A 20,452-nucleotide genomic window follows, 5' to 3' on the forward strand; every position below is an offset into this window, starting at 1 on the left:
CCGTTTGGGTGGTGGCGGGAGACGGGTGGGCGCAGGCATGGTGGCCTTCACTGCAGCCGGGGAGACGGGGTCAGCCTCCGGCGTGGGCGGGGGCTTTGGCGGCCTCGCCGGTGTCGCTCAGCAGCGGCGGGGTGCTCGGCGTGTTGAGCACATCGTCGTCGAGCAGGCCCTCGCTGCGGGCGACCACCGTCGGCACCACGATCTGACCGGCGACGTTGGTGGCGGTGCGCATCATGTCCATGATCGGGTTGACCGAGTAGATCAGCGCGATGCCCAGCGCCACCTGCTCTGCGTCGAGGCCGATGACCGTGGTGGTGAGGGTCAGCGCCGTGAGCCAGCCGGTGGTGCCCGCCGTGGCGAACGCGCCGAGCACGGCCACCACGACGATGCCGACGTACTGCCCGAAGCTCAGCGACACCCCGGAGATGTTGGCGATGAAGATCGCGCCGATCGCGGGGAACACCGCCGCGCAGCCGTCCATCTTCGTGGCGCTGGCGAGCGGCGTCGCGAACGCGGCGTAGCCGGGATCGACGCCGAGGTTGACCGCGGTCTGCCGGGTCAGCGGCAGCGTCGCGCCGGAGGACTGCGACACGAACGCGAACTGGATCGCCGTCCACGCCTTGCCGAAGAACCGGCCCGGGCTCACCTTGGCGAAGACCCGCAGCAGGATCGGGTAGACGGCGAACAGCACGAGCAGCGAGCCGACGTAGACGGCGACCGTGGCCGACAGCAGGGGCCGGAACAGCGAGTCGCCGTAGTTCGCCACGGCCGCGCCGATCAGGCCGAGGATGCCGATCGGGGCCAGGCGGACGATCCAGCCGAGGTAGCGCTGGATGATCTCGAATACGCTGGTGGTGAAGTCGACGAACGGCTTGGCGCGGTCACCGAGGCTGTAGGCGGCGGCGCCGATGACCAGCGCGAGGAACAGCACCTGCAGCGTCTCGCCCTCGGCGAAGGCCGCGATGAAGTTGCTGGGCACGATGCCCTCGATGAACGCCGTCCACGAGCCCCAGCTCTCGACGCTGCCCGCGGCCTTCTCGGTGTTCTCCGCGGTGGCCTGCGCGTCGCCGAGCCCGCCGCTGCCGGGGTTGAAGATCAGCCCCACGACGATGCCGATCAGCACGGCGATGAACGACGTGATCGCGAACCACAGCACGGTCTTGCCGCCGAGCCTGGCCGCGGTGCGCCCGCCACCGAGCCTGCGGAGGCTGTTGATGCCGACGATGATCGCGGTGAAGACGAGCGGGATCACGGCGATCTGCAGGAGGGTGGTGAAGACCGAGCCGAGCTGGTCGAGCACCTCGGTGAGCCACGCGGTTTCGGTGGCTCTCGCGAGTGCGCCCAGTAGCGCACCCGCGACCAGCGAGCCGATGACCGCGGCCGCGAAGACCGAGGGTTTGGTGTAGGTGCGCAGGAAAGACACGCGTCCGCTCCGATAGCTGAAAGTAATTCCTGTATCTGCCGGAGTGCACAACGCGTGAGCGGGTGACGAGCTTCCGCCCGCGGTTCTATCTCACATCATGGGAAGCCGGTCGCTCCGCAGCCTCTGTGCGGCCGCTCCGGTGGCCAGTTCTGGGCGGGCCGAAGGGGTCTCGGCGTAGAAGCGGACGAGCCGGTAGAGCAGTACCGGTGGCCGGTGTGGGCGGGCGCAGTCCCCGCGGCTGTTAGCAGCCCGGCGTCGGCCCGAGCATCGCTACGGGTTCTACCGTGCGGGGCGCCAGAGGTCGGTCACGCTGACGCCGACCTCGGCCAGCAGGCGGCGCGTCAGTGGCAGGCTGATCCCGATCACGCTCGACGGGTCGCCCTCGATGCCCTCGACGAACCAGCCGCCGAGCCCGTCGAGGGTGAATGCGCCGGCCACGTTGAGCGGCTCGCCCGTCGCGACGTATGCGTCCAGCTCGTCCTGGCTCGGCGTCGCGAAGTGGACCGTCGTGGTCTGGCTGCCCGACGCTTCGCGCGTCACGGTGCCGTTCTCCAGTCGCAGGACGACGTGGCCGGTCAGCAGCTCGCCCGTGCCGCCCGCCATGCCCGCCCAGCGCTTGCGGGCGATCTCCGCCGTACCCGGCTTGCCGACGACCTCGCCGCCGATCGCCAGCATCGAGTCGCAGCCGACCACCACGGCGTCGGCGCCCGCGATGCCGGCCGTGTCGGCGACCGCCACGGCCTTCGCCCTGGCCAGCGCGGTGACCAGCTCGGCGGGGGTGGGGTCGGTCAGCGTCGCGGCGACCGCGTCCTCGTCCACACCGGACACGATCACGCTCGGATCGATGCCCGCCGCCCGCAGGACGGCGAGCCGGGCAGGAGAGGCGGAGGCCAGCACGAAACGCACGCGCCGAGATTAGAGGACGCGCCGCGACCGGTTGCAGTGAAGGCCACCTTGCCTGCATGGAATCAAATACAGCGGCGCGCAGCGCCTCCGTTTGGGCGGTGGGGGAGACGGGTGGGCGCAGTCAAGGTGGCCTTCACTGCATTCGTTGGGGGGACAGCCGGGGTCAGCTGTCGAGCAGGGCTCCGTGGGTGCCGCCGATGTGGGCGGCCAGCTGCTCGCGGAAGCCGTCCGCGTCGCTGTCGCGCAGGAGTGTGCACAGCCGCTCGTGCTCGTCGAGTATGGCGCCGTAGCGGCTCGGCGCCCGGTGCAGTGCGGAGTTGGCCATCCGCACCTGCCGGTCGTGCAGACCCGAGTAGAACTGCGTGAGCAGGCCGTTTCCCGCCGCCTCCACGAGGGTCGCGTGGAACTGCCGGTCGAGCCGGGAGAACGCCGCCGTCTCCTTCGGGACGTCCAGGCGCCGCTGGTCGCCGAGCACCGCGTTCATGGAGTCGGCGACGTCGGCCTGGATGCCGCGCGCGATCACCGTCGCCGCCGCGTGGGACTCCAGCAGGATGCGCGCCTCGGTGACCTCCGCGACCTCGCCCGCCGACACCGGCACCACCAGCGCGCCGCGCTTGGGATAGAGCCGCAGCAGCCCCTCGACCTCCAGCCGGAGGAACGCCTCCCGCACCGGAGTGCGCGAGATCTCCAGCGCCGACGCGGCCTCGCCCTCGCTCAGCAGCTGACCGCCTTCGAGCCTCCCGTCGAGGATCCGGTCCTTCACCCATTCGTAGGCGCGCTCGCCGGCAGCCCTGCGCTGTGACCGGTCGCTCGTTGACACACGGGCATCCTAGCGGCCAACTTAGATGCAACATAGATACAAGTTGTGGAGGACCTGGAGTGCGCGCGAGAACGTGGCTGCCGTGGGCGATGTGGGGCCTCGGTGCCCTCTGCTACCTCACGGCGCTGTTCCACCGCATGAGCCTCTCCGTCGCCGGGCTCACCGCGCAGGAACGCTTCGGCATCGACGCCACCGGGCTGGCCGCGTTCTCCGTCGTGCAGCTCGCCCTCTACGCCGCGTTGCAGGTGCCCGTCGGCGTCGGCTCCGACCGCCTCGGCCCGCGCAAGCTCCTGCTCGCCGGGATGACGCTCATGGCAGCGGGCACCGTCGTGTTCGCCATCGCCACGGGTTACGCCGCCGCGATGGCGGGCCGCGCGCTCATCGGCGCGGGCGACGCCTGCATGTTCGTCAGCGTTCTGCGCATCGCGCACAACTGGTTCCCCGGCAGGCGGTACGCGCTCGTCGCCGCGCTCACCGGCATGATCGGCGGACTCGGCCAGCTGATCGCGACCGCGCCGCTCGCGGCGCTGCTCGCCGCCCGCGGCTGGACCGGCACCTTCCTCATCGCGGGCACGGTCACCATCGTGCTGCTGGTCGCCACCGGCGTCGGCCTGCGCGAGAGCCCGCGTCCCGCGCGGCACACCGACGAGCCCGGCGAACCGTTGCGGGAGAGCCTGCGCCACGCGTGGCGAAACCCGGGAACCCGGCACGCGATGTGGACCCACTTCACGCTCATGGGCACGTTCGTCTCGTTCAGCGCCGTGCTCGGCCAGCCCTACCTCGTCGGCGCGCACGCGCTGTCCGAGGGCACGGCCGGCACGCTGCTCGGTGTGGTCGTGCTCGGCTTCGTGCTGGCCAGCACGGCCGCCGGTCAGCTCGCCTCCCGCAGGCCCGGTGTGCGGGGCGCCTTGGTCCTCGGCGCAGCGGTCGCCGCGGTCACGTGCTCGGCACTGCTCGTGGCACTGCCTGCCTCGACGCCCGCGACCGTGCTGGCGCTCGTGCTGTTCGTCGTCGGCGCGGGCGGCGGCGTGAGCATGCTCGCCTTCGACCTCGCCCGCTCGGCCAACCGAGGCCACCGCGCCGGCATCGCGAGCGGCGTTGCCAACATGGGCGGCTTCACGTTCGCCGTGGTCGCCCAGTTCGGTGCCGGGATCGCCCTCGACGCGCTCACCGACGCGGGACTTCCGCAGTCCTCGGCGCACCGGGTCGCGTTCGGCGTGCCGCTCGTGCTCGCACTCGCCGGGATCACGCGCGTGGTCGCGTTGCACCGGCACGCCGGCGCGCTGCCCTCCCTGAACGGGTCAGCGCGGGAGCGCGGACGCGCGCCACGCGCCCTGGCCGGGACGTAGCGGGGCGCGGACCAGCGCCGCCGGGTCGGCCCAGCGCGAACGCGCTGGCGGCTCTGACGGCTCCGTGCTCGCCGAGGCGAGCCCGGCCAGCACGGCGGTGAGTGCGGCGAGCTCGGCGTCGTCCGGGTTGCCCCGCACGACGCGCAGCAGCGGACGGCGAGGCTCCTCGGTCGTTTCCTCGGCGCTCACAGCGGAATGTTCCCGTGCTTCTTCGGCGGCAGGGTCTCGCGCTTGTCCCGCAGCATTCGCAGCGCACGGGCCACGTAGCCACGCGTGTGCGCGGGCGGGATGACACCGTCGACGTAGCCGCGCTCGGCGGCGACGTATGGGTTGCACAGCGCGTCCTCGTACTCCTGGATCAGCTGCGCGCGCAGTGCCTCGACGTCTTCACCGCCGTCGGCGGCGGTGGCGAGCCGCTTGCGGTGCACGATGTTCGCCGCGCCCTGAGCGCCCATCACGGCGATCTGCGCGGTCGGCCAGGCGACGTTGACGTCGGCGCCGAGGTGCTTGGAGCCCATCACGTCGTACGCGCCGCCGTATGCCTTGCGCGTGATCACGGTGACCAGCGGAACGGTGGCCTCGGCGTAGGCGTAGATCAGCTTCGCGCCGCGCCGGATGATGCCGTTCCACTCCTGGTCGGTGCCGGGCAGGAAGCCGGGCACGTCCACGAACGTCAGCACCGGGACGTTGAACGCGTCGCACGTGCGCACGAACCGGGCCGCCTTCTCGGAGGCGTCGATGTCGAGGCAGCCCGCGAACTGCGTGGGCTGGTTGGCCACGATGCCGACGCTGTGCCCGTCGACGCGACCGAAGCCGACGATGACGTTGGGCGCGAACAGCTCGTGCACCTCGAGGAACTCGCCGTCGTCCACGACGCGCGTGATGACCTCGTGCATGTCGTAGGGCTGGTTCGGCGAGTCGGGCACCAGCGTGTCGAGCTCGCGGTCGGTGTCGGTGACGCCGTCGGCGATCGAGTCGCCAGACGGCTCCGGCGCCTCGAACACGGGCGGCTCGGAGAGGTTGTTGGACGGCAGGAAGCTGAGCAGCTCCTTGACGTAGGCGATCGCGTCGTCCTCGTCGGAGCCGAGGTAGTGCGCGTTGCCGGACTTGGTGTTGTGCGTGCGGCCACCGCCGAGGTCCTCGAACGTGACCTCCTCGCCCGTCACCGTCTTGATCACGTCGGGGCCGGTGATGAACATGTGGGAGGTCTGGTCGACCATCACCACGAAGTCGGTGAGCGCGGGCGAGTAGACGTGCCCGCCCGCGTTGGCGCCCATGATCAGCGAGATCTGCGGGATCACGCCGGAGGCCTGCGTGTTGCGGCGGAAGATCTCGCCGTAGAGCCCGAGCGAGACCACGCCCTCCTGGATGCGCGCGCCGCCGCCCTCGTTGATGCCGATGATCGGGCGGCCGGTCTTGATGGCGAGGTCCATGACCTTGACGATCTTCTCGCCGTACACCTCGCCGAGCGAGCCGCCGAAGACCGTAACGTCCTGGCTGAACACGCATACCGGACGGCCGTCGATGGTGCCGTAGCCGGTCACCACGCCGTCGCCGTACGGGCGGTTCTTCTCCTGCCCGAAGTTGGTGGACCGGTGCCGGGCGAACTCGTCGAGCTCGACGAACGAACCGGGATCGAGCAGCAGGTCGATGCGCTCGCGCGCCGTCTTCTTGCCCTTGGCGTGCTGGCGTTCGACCGCTCTCGCGGAGCCGGCGTGCACGGCCTCTTCGTAGCGCAGGTAGAGGTCTGCGAGCTTGCCGGCCGTGGTGTGGATGTCCGGCTCTTCGTCGGGAGGTGTCCCGATCGGCTCCGTTGCGCTGCTCATGGAACCGCAGCTTAGCTCCGTGCCCTTGGCCGCAGATGTGGCGTAGCCAACGTCCTCGAACGTCCTACGCTAACGCGCATGAAGCGTATCGACGCGGCGCGACTGCGGGCCGAACTCGTCCGCCCGGTCGGGCCGTACGCCCGGCTCGACGTCGTGACCAGCACCGGTTCCACCAACGCCGACCTGCGGGAAGCCCTGGTCGAGGGAGCGGAGGACCGGACCGTGCTGATCGCCGAGGAGCAGACCGCGGGGCTCGGGCGGCGGGGCCGGACGTGGGTGTCGCCGTCGGGGGCCGGGGTGTACTGCAGCGTCCTGTTCCGGCCGGCCGGGGTGTCGCTCGCGGTGCTCGGTTCACTCGCCTCGGTGGCCGGGCTCGCGCTGATGGACCTGGCGCGGGAGCTCGGAGTTCGGGCGGTGCTCAAATGGCCGAACGACGTCCTCGCCTCGGACGGCCGCGGCAAGGTCGCCGGCATCCTCGCCGAGGCGGCGGCCTCGGAGGAGCAGGGCGTGATCCTCGGTGTCGGCCTCAACGTCACGCCCTCGCGCGAGCCCGTCGAGCCCGGTCCCGGCGGGTTGCCCCCGGCCGCGCTGTCCGACCTCGGCGCGCGCACGACGGACCGGACGGAGATCTCGCGTCTGCTGCTGACGTCCCTGCACGAACGCGAGAGTGCCTGGCTCGCGGGGGCGGGCGACCTCGCCACCGCGGGCCTGCTCGAGGACTACCGCGCGCATTGCGCGACCCTCGGACAGGAGGTCAAGATCATGATCGCGGGCGGGGAGAAGCTGCTCGGCAACGCCGTCGACCTCGACCGCACCGGCGCGCTCGTCGTGGAGACGAACACGGGAGCGCGGCGAACGATCTTCGCGGGCGATGTCGTGCACCTGCGCCCTGTTTCGGGGTGAATCGCGCTGCTTGGCGGTACGGTGAGCGCACGGCGCGCAAGAACGAGTTCGGGGAGTTGTTCGAGGTGGCCTATCCAGACGATCTGCTCAGCGACGGTGAGCAAGTCGTAACCCACAAGCATCCGCACTTCAAGATGCTGTTGTTCCCGATCTTCGTGCTGCTCGCCACCGTCGGCGTCGGCAGCTGGCTCGCCCTGCTCGTGCGGGACGCCGAGTCGCCGTGGAACTCCGTGGGCCTCATCGCGATCGGGGTCGTAGCGCTGGTGCTGATCGTGTGGCTGGTGCTCGTGCCGTTCGTGCGCTGGCGCACCACGCACTTCATCGTCACCACCGACCGCGTCATCGCGCGCGAGGGCGTGATCAAGCGCACCGGCATCGACATCCCGATGGCGCGCATCAACAGCGTACGGTTCGAGCACGGCCTGATCGACCGGGTCTTCGGCTGCGGCACGCTCGTCATCGAGTCGGCGTCGGACGAGCCGCTGACCTTCGACGACATCCCGAAGGTGGAGCGCGTGCACACCGTGATCTACCGCCAGGTCAACGACAACCCGTACGACGACTACGGCGTGGCGCAGACGGAGCAGCTTCCGTACGGGCAGCAGGAGCCGCCGCCCCGTCAGCCGCCGCGTGGAAGGGGACGCTGAGGTAGTGGGTACGCGCGAACTGGGTCTGCCGGAACGGGTTTCCTCGGCGGACGGGCTTCCGGAGCGGGTGACGATCTGGGAGGTCGGCCCCCGCGACGGTCTGCAGAACGAGAAGTCGACCGTGCCGGTGGCGGTCAAGCTGGAGTTCCTGGACCGGCTCGCGGCCGCGGGGCTGACCACGCTGGAGGCGACGAGCTTCGTGCACCCGAAGTGGGTGCCGCAGCTCGCCGACGCCGAGGAGCTGCTCGCAGGGCTGAACCGCCGCGACGGCGTGCGCTACCCGGTGCTCGTGCCCAACGAGCGCGGCCTCGACCGGGCGCTGGCGGCCGGGGTGAGCCACATCGCCGTGTTCGGCAGCGCGACGGAGACCTTCGCCAAGCGGAACCTCAACTCGACCCTCGACGACCAGTTCGCGATGTTCGAGCCGGTGGTCACGCGGGCGCGGGCCGCGGGGCTGGCTGTGCGCGGGTATCTCTCGATGTGCTTCGGCGACCCGTGGGAGGGCGCCGTGCCGCCCGAGCAGGTCGTGCGCGTCGGCAAGCGCCTGCTGGAGCTCGGCTGCTCGGAGCTCTCGCTCGGCGACACCATCGGCGTGGCCACGGCTGGACAGGTCGAACGGCTGCTCGACACGTTCACCGCGCAGGGCGTGGGCGTGGACGCGCTCGCCGTGCACTTCCACGACACCTACGGTCAGGCGCTGACCAACACGCTCGCCGCGCTGCGCCGCGGGGTGTCCACTGTGGACTCCTCGGCGGGTGGCCTCGGCGGTTGCCCCTACGCCGAGTCGGCCACGGGCAACCTCGCCACCGAAGACCTGGTGTGGTTCCTCGACGGGCTCGGCATCGAGCACGGCGCCGACCTCGACGCGCTGGTCGCCGCGAGCGCGTGGATGGCGGAGCGGCTCGGCAGGCCCAGCCCCTCGCGCGTGGTGCGGGCACTGGCCGGATAGGTCAAGGAGAGCCGTCCTCGTGCCGATCTGTATCTCGGGACGCTGATCGCACAACGCTTCGGTTGCGAATGGAACCGCGGGCCAGCAGGCTGCGTCTGATGCGTTGCCGACCGCTGTGACAGCAGACCAACGGACGTCGGGGAGAGTGCCGTGACCGACCATCGTGCGCAGGTGGACCAGCTCCTCGCCGATTACCGCCGCAGTCGCGAGCAGCTGGCCTCCGTGCACCGCGAGCTCGCGTCGATCAGTGAGTCGGCCACCAGCGACGACGGCCTCATCACGGCCACGGTCGGCGCGCGCGGGGTGCTCACCGGCCTCGTGATCGCCGACGAGGCGTACGAGAAGTACCGGCCGGCCGAGCTGGCGGCGCAGATCGTGAAGCTGACCGGGGGCGCGACCGTCAAGGCACTGACCGGTGCGGGCGAGGTGCTCGCCCCGGCGCTGCCGTCCGGCACCGACCCGCAGGCGCTCCTGCTCGGGACCGCCGACCTCGGTGCGCAGGAGATCGCCGCGGCGGACGTGCCCGACGACGAGGACGAGAGCTTCGACGACCGGAGCTGGCTCGACGAGGCCGACTGGCCGAGGGCGCGATGAACGGCGGGGGGCCGGGTTTCGAGGTCGACGCCGATCGGCTCGGCGCACACGCCGCCGAGTTCGAGGGGCTTGCCGAGCGGGCCACCCGCATCGCCGCCGACCTGAGGGCCGGCTTGGAGGCAGGCCCCACTCCTTGGGGGACCGACGCGGTGGGGCAGAGCTTCGCCGGCGCACACGAGGGCCCGTCGAGCGAGGTGCTGCGCACACTCGGCGAGCTCGCGGGCGGGCTGGGCGACATGGGGACGAGGCTCTCGTCGGCGGCGGGCGCGTACCGCTCGGCCGACACGGATGCGGCAGGAGACCTGAGCGACGCCGGTTCGGCCGGGTAGGGGCGTGCGGATGGGAATCGAGCTGCCCGCCGAGCTGGCCGCCATCGCGGAGCGAACAGGCGTGAGCTGGCCGGAGGCCGACGAGGACGCCATGCGTGAGCAGGCGGGGGCGTGGCGGCAGGCCGCGCGCGAGCTGACCACGCTCGCCGCCGACGCGGACACCGTCGCAGGCAAGGCGCTCGGCGCGATGAGCGGGCCCGCCGCCGAGGCCGCCGGCGAGCGGTGGTCGGGTTTCGTCGAGCCGGACCACGGGCGGCTGACCGTCGCCGCGCGGGGCGCGGACGAGGCGGCGCACCGGCTCGAGTCCGCCGCCGAGCAGGTCGGCGCCGCGAAGGTCGAGATCGTGCGCCAGCTCGTTGACGCCGCGAGAAACCACGACGCCGCCGTCGCCGCGGCCGACTCGGGGCATCCCACGGCGCTGGCCGGGCTGGACACCGCGCTGCGTGGCACCGCGACCAACGTCGGCGCGATCTCGGGCGGGCTCGTGGACGCGGTCGGATCCGGCGCGAACGGCACCGTGCACGCCGCCGGGGAGGTCGTGAACCCCAATCCCGGCACGCACACGCCCGACGGGCAGGCCGGGCTGCTCAGCGCCGCGACCGGACTTCCGGCCACGGTTGTGGACGGTGTGCTGTCGCCGGTGGAGGAACCGTCCGGGCCGCCCGTGGAAAGCGGTCTGCCCGGCGACATCGTGCCGCTCCCCGAGGAGCCGTTGCCCGGTGACCGGGGGCCAGAGGTGGGTCTGCCCGGTGACCGGGGGCCAGAGGTGGGTCTGCCCGGTGACCGGGGGCCGGAGGTGGGTCTGCCCGGTGACCGGGGGCCGGAGCTACCGGAAGTGCGGCCTGAGCCTGCGTCGCCGCCGGTGTCCGTTCCCGACGACGTGGGCACCGGCCCCATCGCGTTGCCCGGCGCCGACGCGCCGACCCCGCCGAGGGGCGCCTACGGAGGCTTCCTGTCCCAGGGCGGCTTCGACGACGTGCCCACTCCACCCAGCGGCATCGCCGCGCCCGCGCCGGGTGCGCAGGGCATCCCGACGCCACCGGCGCAGACGCACCTGGCCGGGTTCTCCGGCGGTCCCGCCGCACCTGTTCCCCCGCCGCAGGCGCCGGTCATGCCGCCCGGCCAGCAGTTCGCTGGTCAGCCGTACCCAGCGCAACCGTTTGCCGGGCAGCACTTCGGTCCCTCGCCGTACGCTGCCGCCGCGCCCGCTCCACCTGCCGCGCCGATGCAGCCGCCGCCGGGGCAGGCGGCGGGCGTCGCACCGATGCCGCCGCGCCTCGCACCCGGCGCCCCGGCCCCGCCCGCTCGCTGGGCGCCGATGCCCGACCCACCACAGGCACCGCAGGCACCGCAGGCACCGCAAGCACAGCCGCACCCGCCGCAGGGCCGCCCGCCGGAGCCGGTCCGCCCGCCGGAGCCGGTCCGCCCGCAGCCGCCCGCGGCACCGGTTCCGCTCGGGGCGCCGAGGCAGGAGCGGGAGAGCATCGTCGCGCTGTTCCGCGTGCACATGTTCCCCATCGGGCACCTCCCGGTCGCCGCTGACCGGCCCGCACGGCAGCTGCCCGTGCCCGACCCCGACTCCGACTCCGCGGTGTGGCTTCGGTTCCCTCCGCACGACCACCCCCGTTCGGACCTCGTCGACCCGGGGCACGCGCTGGCGTGGCTGCGCAACGGCTGGCGTCAGCCCGCGCCGCCGCCCGCTGAAGTGCTGCCGTGCCCGCCGGGGGCGCTGACCGAGGGCTACGACCCGCTCGGCGACCTGCCCGAGCGCGAGTGGGACAGCCGCTACCTCGTTCCCGGTGAGCGGGCCGAGTACGTCTGGCCGCCGGGTGAGCGCTACCCGGAGGGTGGGTGCGAGGACGGAGAGCCGGTGCTGCTCGGCGAGGGCACGTTGCTCGACCGCTTCGGCACCGCGCACGGACGGGTCTTCGCCGCCGACGGCACGCCGTTCGCGGAGCGCTCGCTGCCGCCCGCCCACCGCGAGGCGGGTTACCGGCGTTACCGCGTGGTGCGCGAGGTGCCCATGTGGAAGGCGATCTCCGCGGGCTGGTTCGCGCAGGCGGGCGGGGGTGAGCGGTACCGCTCGGTCTACTCGGCCGCCGAGCTGGTGACGCTGGGCTACCTTGCCGACATCACGTTCGAGGAGAGGGCATGAACACCGAGTCGATCATGCGCTGGCTGGAGGCCGTAGGCGTGCCGCCCGAGGTCGTGTCGGTCGGCAGCGAGGCCGACAACGCGTGGTGCCTGCTCCGCACCGAGGACGCGGGCGAGGACGGAGACGTCGCGTTCGAGGTGTTCTGGCGTGAGCAGGGCAACCGCTACGACTGGGCCCGCTTCACCAACGAGCAGGTCGCCTGCCACTACCTCTTCGGACGGCTCGCCTGGGCACAGGTCGCGAGGGGCGCGGTCGGCGTCCTGCCCTGACCCGTTCCCGCCAGCTGCAGTGAAGGCCACCTTCACTGCGTTCAACGCAGTGAAGGTGGCCTTCACTGCGGTCGGGTTTCAGGGCTTGCGCAGCAGGTCGAGTGCGGCGTCGTGGACGAGGCCGTTGGTCGAAAGGGCCGTGCCGGCGTCGAAGCGTTCCGCCCCGGTCAGATCGGTGAAGCGGCCCCCGGCCTCGGTCACCAACACCTGAGCGGCCGCCACGTCCCACGGGTTGACGATCGGCTCCGCCGCCACCTCCAGCGAGCCCTCCGCGACCAGGCAGTGGTGCCAGAAGTCGCCGAACGCCCTGCTCTCCCAGCACGCGTCCAGGAAAGCGAGGTAGGCAGCGCGCGAGTGGTACTCGGTCCACGCGCCGAGGTCGGTGGTGGAGACGTAGGCGTCGGACAGCTCGGACACCCGCGAGACCGAGAGCCGGTGCTCGCCCGCGTCGTCGCGCAGCCACGCACCGCCACCCGCGCTCGCCCACCAGCGCCTGCCGAGCAGCGGCGCGCTGACCATGCCCACCACCGGCCTGCCGTCCTCGACCAGCGCGATCAGGGTGGCCCACACGGGGTTGCCGCGCAGGAAGTTCTTCGTGCCGTCGATCGGGTCCAGCACCCACACCCGGCCAGCCGCGCTCGCCGAGCCGCCGCGCTCCTCGCCCGCGACCGTGTCGGCGGGCCGCTCGGCCGTGATCAGCTCCCTGATCGCGTCCTCGACGGCGGTGTCGGCGTCGGTCACCGGCGTGCGGTCTGGCTTGCTCGACACCCGCAGATCCTGCGCCCGGAACCGGGCCGAGGTGATCTTGTCGGCGGCGTCGGCCAGCCTGCCTGCGAGGGTCAGATCGGGGGAGTAGCTGGACACGGCAACGATGGTTTCATGGGCGTCGGCCGTAAGGTTGGCCAGGTGAGCATGGTCCTACTTGCCGAAGACGATCCGGCGATCGCGGAGCCGCTGTCGAGGGCGCTGGAGCGGGAAGGTTACGACGTCGTGGTGGTCGGGGACGGACCGTCAGCGCTCGACCTGATCTCCCGGGACCGGGTGGACCTGCTGGTGCTCGATCTCGGCCTGCCGGGCATGGACGGCCTGGAGGTGTGCCGCAGGATGCGCGCGAACGGTAGCGAGCTGCCCGTGCTGATGCTGACCGCGAGGACCGACGAGGTCGACTTCGTGGTCGGCCTCGACGCGGGTGCCGACGACTACGTCGCCAAGCCGTTCCGTCTCGCCGAGCTGCTCGCCCGCATCCGCGCGCTGCTGCGCAGGCGCGCCCCCGAGGTGATCGAGGCCGGCGGTGTGCGCATGGACGTCGGCGCCCGGATGGTGACCGTCGACGGCAAGGAGGTGCAGCTCGCCAACAAGGAGTTCGAGCTGCTCAGGGTGCTGATGAGCAGGGCGGGCCAGGTGGTGAGCCGCGAGGACATCCTCTCCGAGGTGTGGAACGACCTGGAGTCGAAGACCTCGAAGACGCTCGACATGCACATGTCCTGGCTCCGCCGCAAGCTCGCGATCGCGGGCGAGAACGGCGCGGGCCGCAAGCCGGGCGAGGAGCACATCGCCACCGTGCGTGGCGTCGGCTTCCGGTTCAACACCGAGTAAGTCATGCGACGGCGGATCCTACTGGCCATCCTGCTGGCGGTGACCGTCACCGCGGCCGCGCTGGGCAGCCCGCTCGGCGTCACCGGCTGGTTGCTGGTGGACAACTTCGCCAGGGAGGACCTCGCCTCCAGCGCGCAGCGGATCGCCGCGATCCTCGACGACCAGCTCGCCGACAACCGCCCGCTCGATCTCGGCCAGGTGCGGGCGGCCGTGCCGCAGTCGGGGCAGCTCACCGTTCGCCAGCCGGCCGCCCGGGACCTCACCTACGGCGTCGATCCCGGGCCCGAGGTGGTGGTGGAGAGCGTGCCGATCGCGCGGGGCGGCACCGTGGAGCTGGCGATCCCGTCCGGCCCGTTGCGTACCAGGCAGATGCAGGTGGCGCTGGCGGTGATCCTGCTGGTGGTGCTGTCGGTGGGCACCGGAACGGTGGTCGCGACGGTCACCGCGCGCAGGCTCGCCAAACCGCTGCGGCACGTCGCCGACCGCGCCGCCCGGCTCGGCGGCGGGGACTTCCGCCCGGACGGGCGGCGCTACGAGGTCGCCGAGCTGGACATGGTCGCCGACGCGCTCGACGCCTCCGCCACCGCACTCGCCCAGCTGGTGCAGCGGGAGCGGCAGCTCGTCGGTGACGTCTCCCACCAGCTGCGGAGCAGGCTGACAGCGTTGCAACTGCGGCTGGAGAGCCTCACCAGCCACCCCGACTCGGACGTCGCCGAGGAGGCGCAGGCCGCGCAGGAGCAGGCCGACCGGCTCGCCGAGGCGCTCGACGAGCTGCTCGCGGCCGCGCGGGCGGCGAGCGAGGTCGGGGCCGAGCCGGTGGAGTTGACCACCGTGCTGCCCGAGGTCAGCGAGGAGTGGCGGCAACTGCTCAAGGCCGAGAGCCGGACGTTGCGGCTGCGGGTGGCCGACGGGCTCATGGCGCGGGCCACGCCCGCGCGGCTGCGCGAGGTCATCGGAGTGCTGCTGGACAACGCGTTGCGGCACGGCTCGGGCAACGTGACGCTCACGGCCCGGCGCGGCGAGGCCGACGGCACCGTGGTGATCGAGGTGACCGACTCCGGCGACGGCGTGCCCGACGAGCTGGCCCCGTACATCTTCGAACGCGGTTTCTCCGGCGCGGGCTCGTTCGGCGTCGGGCTCGCGCTGGCGAGGGCGCTCGCCGAGGCCGACGGCGGCAGACTGGAGCTGTCCGGCAAGCGGCCCGCGACGTTCAGTCTGTTCCTGCGGGTGCCGAGCCCCACCGACGTGGCGGGCGTCAGCTGGCCAGCCGAACGCGTGCCGCGATGATGGTCAGGAGCGCGGCACCGCGAACTCGCTCTCGCGGTGCCCGCGGCCGAGTTCGTCGGGGAACACCCACTTCCGCAGGCCCCAGAAGCGGAACACCATGGCCAGCAGCATGCCGACCACGGACCCCGCGATGAAGTCGGCCGTCTCCTGCACGAACAGGGAAACGTGTGGCCGTTCCAGGTCGAAGACGTAGCGCGACACCAGCAGCGGGATCAGGTTCACGACCACCGCGACGCCGCTGATCAGGAAGAACAACGCCGCCTCGTGATGGCGTTCCCGGCCGCCGCGCGTCCGGAACGACCACTCGCGATTGAGGACGTAGGACACGATCGTCGCGATGATGATCGCGATGGCCTTCGCGGTGGTCGGCTTCGTGCTCAGCACCGTCAGCTTCAGCAGGTACCAGACGCCGTTGTCGACGAGGAACGTCGTGCCGCCCACGATCGCGAACTTCAGCAGCTCCCGGTGCCTGATCAGCACCGACCGCAGAGGCTCGGGCACTCGGGCGAGCACGGATTCGACGACGGCCACTCCCGCAGTCTACGCAGCGTCGCCTTGGCCGATCAGTCGAACCAGCCGGACCAGCCGAACAGCGGTGGCTGCGAGGACTTCGATGGCCGAGGGTGTTCGGGCGCCGGTTTCCCTGGTGCCTGGGGCTTCTCTGGCTTCTGGGGTTTCGGGCGTTCCGGCCGCGGCGGCTCCGGTGCCGTCGGCCGTCCCGGCGACGTGGGCAGGCCGGGCCAATGCGATCGCGTGGGCGGTGTGGTGGTGGTCGTGCTGGTCGTCGTGCTCGGCGCGGCCGGCATGGACGGCGCTGACGGCGCTGACGGCGCTGACGGCGCCGGTTCCGGCGTGGTGGTCGGTGCCGGGCGGTTCTTACCCGGTTTGTCCGGCCAGTGGCACCAGTGGCCGAGGCACTTGATCTCCACGGTCTCCGACGTGCGCGCGCTGCCGACCGTCGCGGACACGGTGACGTTCTTCTTCTCGAACGCGTCGAAGAAGTGCGAGCGCACCACGACCCAGAAGCGGATGGTCTCGCCCGGTTCGAGCGGATGCGTGGTCCGGCACGTCACGGAGTCACCGCGGCGGTCGCAGGCGGCGGGGCGGTTGAGCGGCGAGGCGTGTGCGGCCTCGTCGACGGTCATCGTCGCCTCGCGCGCGACCGGGCCGTCGTTGCGGACCTGCACCGACAGTGCCCGGCCCCACGGGTGGAAGGCCGGGTGGACCCGCAGGTACACCGCGTCTTCCTGGACGGGCGCCACCCGCACCGGGACCCGGATCGAGACCTCGACGGGGCTGCCCGAGTTGACGGTGCCGGTGATCTGCCCCGACACCGCGTCGGCGGCCGCCCGCACCCGGAACACCAGCACCGCCGACTCGCCGGGTTCGAGGCCCTCCTGCGTCCGGCAGGTGACGGTGCCCGTACCGCCGGGGCACGTGACGCGCTCGGTCTGCTGCGCCTGGCGGGCCACCGGTCCGCCAGGCGGTGCCCCGCCGCCTCCCGTCGCGGGGCCGATGGCGGAGACGCCCTCTGGCAGGTTGAGCGTGACCGACACGGGTTCGGAGACCGTGCCGCCGTCGTTGCGGACGGTGATCGGCAGGTCGACGGCCGAGCCACCGGGGTCGAGCGCGATGCCGTCTGGCGGGGAGTCAGCGGTGACCTGCGGCGGCGCCGGAGCGGGCGGCGGCGGTGGGGCCGGTTCCTGCGGGGCCGGCTGCTGCGCGGGCGGCGGAACGACCGGTGGTGGCGCGGGCTCGGCGGGCTCCGGCGCCGGTGGAGCGGGCGGAGCGGGTGGAGCGGCAGGCGGGTTGGCCGGCGCCTGCACCGCAGGTGGGGGCGGAGGTGCCGCGGCGGCCGGGATCTCCCGCTGACCGCCCGCGGTGAGCGCCACGGCGATCGCGGCCGCCATCGCGACCCCGGAGGCGGCGACGCCGACGAACTGGCGGGGACCGGAGGCGGCGGCGCTCGCGGCACCACCGGCCGACCCGGCCGCGGCGCCCGCACCGATCGCGGTCGCGGCGCTCGCCTTGCCCGCGCCGGCCAGCGCGAGGTAGCCGAGCACCCCGCCGCCGAGCACGAGCGGAGCGACGATCGCGCGCAGCGCGCCGTTGACGTCGGCGAGCTCGGCGGCCAGCGCGCGGCAGTCGGCGCACTCGTCGAGGTGCTGCTCCACCTGGGCCCGCTCGCGCTTGGACAGCCCCGAGCGCGTCCACGCGCCGAGCTTGTCGGCCGTGGCCCGGCAGCGGTCGGCGGACACCTCTGCGAGGTGCACCTGCAGGTATGCCTGGCGCAGCCCCTCGCGGGCACGGTAGGCGAGCGCTGAGACGCCGTTGGGGGTGAGCCCGAGCAGCGGCGCCACCTCGGCGGGCGACTGCTGCTCGATCTCGGTGTGCCACAGCACGGCTTGCCAGCGCTCGGGCAGCCGCGCGAACGCCTTGGCCGCGAGCGTGCGCTCGAGCCCGGCCATGGCCGTGTCGGAGAACGGCACCGTCAGCGCTTCGGCGCCCGCGCCGCCGACCGTGGTCATGTCGTCGGAGAGGTCGACGCGCTTGTCCTTGCGCGTCTTGTCGTAGGCAGTGTGCCGCAGCGCCGTCAGCAGGTAGGCGCGGAACGCGCTGTCGGGGCCCTTGCCCGCGCGCAGCGCGTCGAGCACCTTGGAGAACGCCTCCGAGACCAGGTCGTCGGCCTCCGTGGACGACCGCGCGAGCTGCCGGGCGAGGTTGTAGGCCGCCGAGACGTGCCGCTCGTACAAGGGACCGTAGGACTCGAGCCTGCCCTCTCTCACCGCCGCGATGAGCTCGGCATCGCTGGGACCACTGGGGTCGGCGGGGGCGGTGGTCACGGCTCTCCTTTCCCGGGCGGACACCTGTTTAGATGCCGCGCAGCGCCAAGTGTGACGGATCGGGTTTGTCGCGTCACGCCATGGGTGAAGCCATGCCCCGGGAGTCGCAACCGGTTCACCCGTTGTTTCGTCTGATTCTCGTCACGGGGACCGGGTACGCGCGTCCCGTGATCAGGCAAGGTTCTCAGTTGGAAGGGGGTGTGTGTGGACGCGCCTGCGACGGGTTCGCTGTCCGATCCGGACGGCGAGCGCCCCGAAGCCGCGTGGCGGACCGCGCCGGACCGTTTCCTGCGCACACTGCGTGCCCGCTGGCGGACGGCGAGCCTCGCCTCGGGGTGGCGGTTTCCGAGTGACTGGGGGATTCCCGAGGTCGACGCCGTGTGCGCCGCGATCGTGAAGCACGGCGGTGCCGACGGTGCGCTGCCCGCGCTCGCGGGGCTCGGCAGGGCGAGGGCGACTTCCGGGGCGGGGCTGGAGGAGACGCTCACGGACCTCGCGGCCCTGCACGCCGTGCTCGCCGACCCGGCGGCCACGGACGGGTTCGTCGCCCCCGACGTCGACGCGACCCCTGCCCGATTACTCCGCGTGACCGCTGTCGCCTGGGCGGATGTCGCCCTGGACCAGCTGACGCGCGCCGAGGTGAGCGATCCGCTCACCGGGTTGCCCACGAGCGCGTACCTGCGCACCCGGCTCGCCGAGCTGTACCGCCAGGCCGAGCGCGACGACGAGCGCGTGGCCGACGACCACGCGCTCGTGGTGGTGACCATGGACTTCTCGAAGGCCGCTGGCTGGACCCGGCTGACCGGAATGATCCTGGCGGCCGACGCGCTGCGGGTCGCCTTCGACGGCGGGGAGAGCCTCGCGGTGCTCGGTCCGTCGACCGTCGCCGCCGTGGCGACGCGCGACGCCGGTGTGGCGGCCCGTGCCGTGCGCCTGCGCAGGGAGCTGACGGAGCGGCTTGAGGTCGATGCGCAGCTGCACGAGGTGGGTACCCCGAGGATCAATGTGGTCCGGCTGCCCGGCGACCACAGGGCAGCGTGCGAGCTGCTCGACACGCTGAGCCGGAACTGACCGGGCCTTGTGCGCGGTTCGATTCCGATTCGTGATTTCCTTGATAGGTGAGGCAGCCAGGGAACGGCGCGGCGGCACTCCAGGAAACGAGACGTTGACCAGCGGGGATGGAAAACCGTGAAGCAGGTCCTGCCCACCACCACCACCGATCCCGGAGTCCGCTCCGAGCGGGGATCCCGACGGCTCGCGCTGCGCACCTCCCTGCTCCGGTTGTTCGTCCGTCCCCGTTCGATGGCGCTGCTGGTGGCGCTGCCCGTGCTCGCCGTGGTCGCCGGCATCGTCGGCTGGCTGCTCGACTGGCGGCTCGGCGTCGACAGCGCGGTGTACCGCGCCGGCGCGGTGACGCTGCTGAACGGCGATCCGCTTTACGAGGGCAACACCCTCGGGCCCGAACCGTGGTGGGCTCTGCTCCCGTTCACCTACCCGCCGACGGCCGCGCTGCTGTTCGTCCCGCTGGCCGTGCTGCCCGTGCAGGTGGCGTGGGGCGTGGTGGCCGCGGTGTCGTTCCTCGCGATGGCGCTGGTGATCCGCGTGGCGATCGGGGCACTGCCCCGGCCCTCCGGTGAGCTGCCGCGCTGGGCCTCGCCCGCCCGCACCACGCTGATCTTCGCGATCGTGTTCTTCGCGCTCGAACCGGTGTGGCGCACGATCTTCCTTGGCCAGATCAACCTGATTCTCATGGCGCTGGTCGTGCTCGACGTGCTGGTGATCAGCGCACGTGGCAGCCGCTGGGGCGGGGTGCTCGTCGGCGTCGCCGCGGCCGTCAAGCTCACGCCGTTGATCTTCATCCCGCACCTGCTGTTCACGGGCCGCAAGATGGACGCCCTGCGCGCCCTGTTGACGTTCTTCGGCCTGCAGGCGCTGATGTTCGCACTGATCCCGAACGACGCGTGGCGGTTCTGGACCCACACCGTGTCCGACCAGGGCCGCATCGGTCCCATGCACTGGGCCGGCAACCAGTCGCTGAACGGTCTGGTCAACCGGCTCTCGGACCTCGCGCCGTGGTCGTCGACGGTGGCGCTGGCCATCGGCGCGGCGCTCGCGCCGGCCGCGATCTGGCTGATGCTGCGCTTCCACCGGCGAGGCCGGCCGCTCGAGGCGCTGCTGGTGACCGCGTTCTACGCGCTGCTCGTCTCGCCGGTGTCGTGGTCGCATCACTGGGTGTGGGCGGTGCCGCTGATCGTGCTGCTGGTGTCGCGGCTGCCGCAGACCACCCCGGCGACGGCGGGCAAGCGCTGGCTCGCGGCCGGTGCGGTGATCGTGGTGTTCGTGAGCTGCGTGCTGCTGGTGCTGCCCAACGGGCGGAACCTCGAGCTGCACTGGGCGTTCTGGCAGTACGTGCTCGGCAGCGCCTACATCCTCATGCCGATCGTGCTGACCGCGGTGCTGGCCGGTCGCTGGCTGTGGCAGCGGCGGCGGGCGGCTGAGGAACGTGCCCCGGATCTCACCGCGGCCCATTGACCGGCGAAGCGCTTCTGACCTGCC

General features: G+C 72.2%; 20 protein-coding genes. 12 read left to right on the forward strand and 8 right to left on the reverse strand.

The annotated features are described in order from the left end of the window. Positions 1 to 70 precede the first annotated feature (70 nt). The 3 genes from DI005_RS18445 to DI005_RS18455 all read right to left on the reverse strand — a co-directional run bounded on the left by DI005_RS18445 (position 71) and on the right by DI005_RS18455 (position 3,149). The gene (locus tag DI005_RS18445) at positions 71 to 1,423 is read right to left on the reverse strand and encodes a dicarboxylate/amino acid:cation symporter (RefSeq protein ID WP_112275887.1); all 1,353 of its coding nucleotides are present in this window, start codon (positions 1,421 to 1,423) and stop codon (positions 71 to 73) included. Between the two features lie 279 nt (positions 1,424 to 1,702). Beyond that, positions 1,703 to 2,329, reverse strand: coding sequence for a nucleoside triphosphate pyrophosphatase (locus tag DI005_RS18450; protein ID WP_113642937.1), 627 nt, complete (start codon positions 2,327 to 2,329; stop codon positions 1,703 to 1,705). A 163-nt stretch (positions 2,330 to 2,492) separates the two neighbouring features. Then, positions 2,493 to 3,149, reverse strand: coding sequence for a GntR family transcriptional regulator (locus DI005_RS18455; protein ID WP_112275890.1), 657 nt, complete (start codon positions 3,147 to 3,149; stop codon positions 2,493 to 2,495). A gap of 59 nt (positions 3,150 to 3,208) precedes the next feature. On the opposite strand from DI005_RS18455, the gene DI005_RS18460 reads away from it, so the two are divergent. Then, positions 3,209 to 4,498 carry a nitrate/nitrite transporter gene (locus DI005_RS18460; RefSeq protein ID WP_228714177.1) on the forward strand — a complete coding sequence of 430 codons (1,290 nt, stop codon included), beginning with the start codon at positions 3,209 to 3,211 and terminating at the stop codon, positions 4,496 to 4,498. On the opposite strand, the gene DI005_RS18465 is transcribed toward DI005_RS18460, so the two are convergent. Together DI005_RS18465 and DI005_RS18470 are read right to left on the reverse strand one after the other, a co-directional pair. After that, on the reverse strand, positions 4,451 to 4,687 hold the full coding sequence (locus DI005_RS18465; RefSeq protein ID WP_113642938.1) for an acyl-CoA carboxylase subunit epsilon: 237 nt from the start codon (positions 4,685 to 4,687) through the stop codon (positions 4,451 to 4,453). The two genes, DI005_RS18460 and DI005_RS18465, sit on opposite strands and share 48 nt — an antisense overlap. Further along, positions 4,684 to 6,324 (reverse strand): acyl-CoA carboxylase subunit beta, encoded by a 1,641-nt coding sequence (locus DI005_RS18470; protein WP_112275892.1) that lies wholly within the window; start codon positions 6,322 to 6,324, stop codon positions 4,684 to 4,686. Before DI005_RS18470 ends, DI005_RS18465 begins: the two co-directional genes overlap by 4 nt. Before the next feature lie 78 nt (positions 6,325 to 6,402). Between DI005_RS18470 and DI005_RS18475 the strand changes: the two genes are divergently transcribed. The 7 genes from DI005_RS18475 to DI005_RS18505 all read left to right on the forward strand — a co-directional run bounded on the left by DI005_RS18475 (position 6,403) and on the right by DI005_RS18505 (position 12,170). Next, positions 6,403 to 7,227 (forward strand): biotin--[acetyl-CoA-carboxylase] ligase, encoded by an 825-nt coding sequence (locus DI005_RS18475; RefSeq protein ID WP_112275893.1) that lies wholly within the window; start codon positions 6,403 to 6,405, stop codon positions 7,225 to 7,227. A gap of 65 nt (positions 7,228 to 7,292) precedes the next feature. After that, positions 7,293 to 7,874: a PH domain-containing protein gene (locus DI005_RS18480; RefSeq protein WP_112276166.1), complete on the forward strand. Its 582-nt coding sequence runs from the start codon at positions 7,293 to 7,295 to the stop codon at positions 7,872 to 7,874. A 4-nt stretch (positions 7,875 to 7,878) separates the two neighbouring features. Beyond that, positions 7,879 to 8,823 (forward strand): hydroxymethylglutaryl-CoA lyase, encoded by a 945-nt coding sequence (locus tag DI005_RS18485; protein ID WP_113642939.1) that lies wholly within the window; start codon positions 7,879 to 7,881, stop codon positions 8,821 to 8,823. A gap of 150 nt (positions 8,824 to 8,973) precedes the next feature. Beyond that, entirely contained in the window at positions 8,974 to 9,417 is a 444-nt protein-coding gene (locus tag DI005_RS18490; protein WP_112275895.1) for a YbaB/EbfC family nucleoid-associated protein, read from the forward strand. Next, positions 9,414 to 9,746, forward strand: coding sequence for a WXG100 family type VII secretion target (locus DI005_RS18495; protein WP_112275896.1), 333 nt, complete (start codon positions 9,414 to 9,416; stop codon positions 9,744 to 9,746). Before DI005_RS18490 ends, DI005_RS18495 begins: the two co-directional genes overlap by 4 nt. Positions 9,747 to 9,756: 10 nt before the next feature. Continuing rightward, positions 9,757 to 11,901, forward strand: coding sequence for a TNT domain-containing protein (locus DI005_RS18500; RefSeq protein WP_113642964.1), 2,145 nt, complete (start codon positions 9,757 to 9,759; stop codon positions 11,899 to 11,901). Further along, entirely contained in the window at positions 11,898 to 12,170 is a 273-nt protein-coding gene (locus tag DI005_RS18505; protein WP_110335090.1) for a hypothetical protein, read from the forward strand. The genes DI005_RS18500 and DI005_RS18505 overlap by 4 nt, the downstream gene beginning before the upstream one ends. 78 nt (positions 12,171 to 12,248) lie before the next feature. On the opposite strand, the gene hisN is transcribed toward DI005_RS18505, so the two are convergent. Next, complete coding sequence (gene hisN, locus DI005_RS18510) at positions 12,249 to 13,034, reverse strand: histidinol-phosphatase (protein WP_112275899.1); 786 nt, start codon at positions 13,032 to 13,034, stop codon at positions 12,249 to 12,251. Positions 13,035 to 13,082: 48 nt separating this feature from the next. Between hisN and DI005_RS18515 the strand changes: the two genes are divergently transcribed. Further along, entirely contained in the window at positions 13,083 to 13,766 is a 684-nt protein-coding gene (locus tag DI005_RS18515) for a response regulator transcription factor (protein ID WP_113642965.1), read from the forward strand. 3 nt (positions 13,767 to 13,769) lie between these two features. Further along, complete coding sequence (locus DI005_RS18520; RefSeq protein ID WP_112275901.1) at positions 13,770 to 15,053, forward strand: ATP-binding protein; 1,284 nt, start codon at positions 13,770 to 13,772, stop codon at positions 15,051 to 15,053. 3 nt (positions 15,054 to 15,056) lie between these two features. On the opposite strand, the gene DI005_RS18525 is transcribed toward DI005_RS18520, so the two are convergent. Next, positions 15,057 to 15,584 (reverse strand): GtrA family protein, encoded by a 528-nt coding sequence (locus tag DI005_RS18525; RefSeq protein ID WP_112275903.1) that lies wholly within the window; start codon positions 15,582 to 15,584, stop codon positions 15,057 to 15,059. A 32-nt stretch (positions 15,585 to 15,616) separates the two neighbouring features. Further along, the gene (locus DI005_RS18530) at positions 15,617 to 17,896 is read right to left on the reverse strand and encodes a sigma-70 family RNA polymerase sigma factor (RefSeq protein ID WP_113642940.1); all 2,280 of its coding nucleotides are present in this window, start codon (positions 17,894 to 17,896) and stop codon (positions 15,617 to 15,619) included. Positions 17,897 to 18,100: 204 nt separating this feature from the next. On the opposite strand from DI005_RS18530, the gene DI005_RS18535 reads away from it, so the two are divergent. Next, the gene (locus DI005_RS18535; RefSeq protein ID WP_112275905.1) at positions 18,101 to 18,967 is read left to right on the forward strand and encodes a GGDEF domain-containing protein; all 867 of its coding nucleotides are present in this window, start codon (positions 18,101 to 18,103) and stop codon (positions 18,965 to 18,967) included. 129 nt (positions 18,968 to 19,096) lie between these two features. Next, positions 19,097 to 20,428, forward strand: coding sequence for a glycosyltransferase 87 family protein (locus DI005_RS18540; RefSeq protein WP_369973600.1), 1,332 nt, complete (start codon positions 19,097 to 19,099; stop codon positions 20,426 to 20,428). Positions 20,429 to 20,452 lie beyond the last annotated feature (24 nt).

The sequence above is a fragment of the Prauserella sp. PE36 genome (genome assembly GCF_003311655.1).
GTDB classification, from domain to species: Bacteria; Actinomycetota; Actinomycetes; order Mycobacteriales; family Pseudonocardiaceae; genus Prauserella_A; species Prauserella_A endophytica.

What these genes read in the sequence shown, in the direction of transcription:
- DI005_RS18470 (WP_112275892.1), bottom strand. Translation starts at nt 6,324, where the DNA reads ATGAGCAGCGCAACGGAGCCGATCGGGACACCTCCCGACGAAGAGCCG.
- DI005_RS18475 (WP_112275893.1), top strand. Translation starts at nt 6,403, where the DNA reads ATGAAGCGTATCGACGCGGCGCGACTGCGGGCCGAACTCGTCCGCCCG.
- DI005_RS18495 (WP_112275896.1), top strand. Translation starts at nt 9,414, where the DNA reads ATGAACGGCGGGGGGCCGGGTTTCGAGGTCGACGCCGATCGGCTCGGC.
- DI005_RS18500 (WP_113642964.1), top strand. Translation starts at nt 9,757, where the DNA reads ATGGGAATCGAGCTGCCCGCCGAGCTGGCCGCCATCGCGGAGCGAACA.
- DI005_RS18505 (WP_110335090.1), top strand. Translation starts at nt 11,898, where the DNA reads ATGAACACCGAGTCGATCATGCGCTGGCTGGAGGCCGTAGGCGTGCCG.
- DI005_RS18515 (WP_113642965.1), top strand. Translation starts at nt 13,083, where the DNA reads ATGGTCCTACTTGCCGAAGACGATCCGGCGATCGCGGAGCCGCTGTCG.
- DI005_RS18520 (WP_112275901.1), top strand. Translation starts at nt 13,770, where the DNA reads ATGCGACGGCGGATCCTACTGGCCATCCTGCTGGCGGTGACCGTCACC.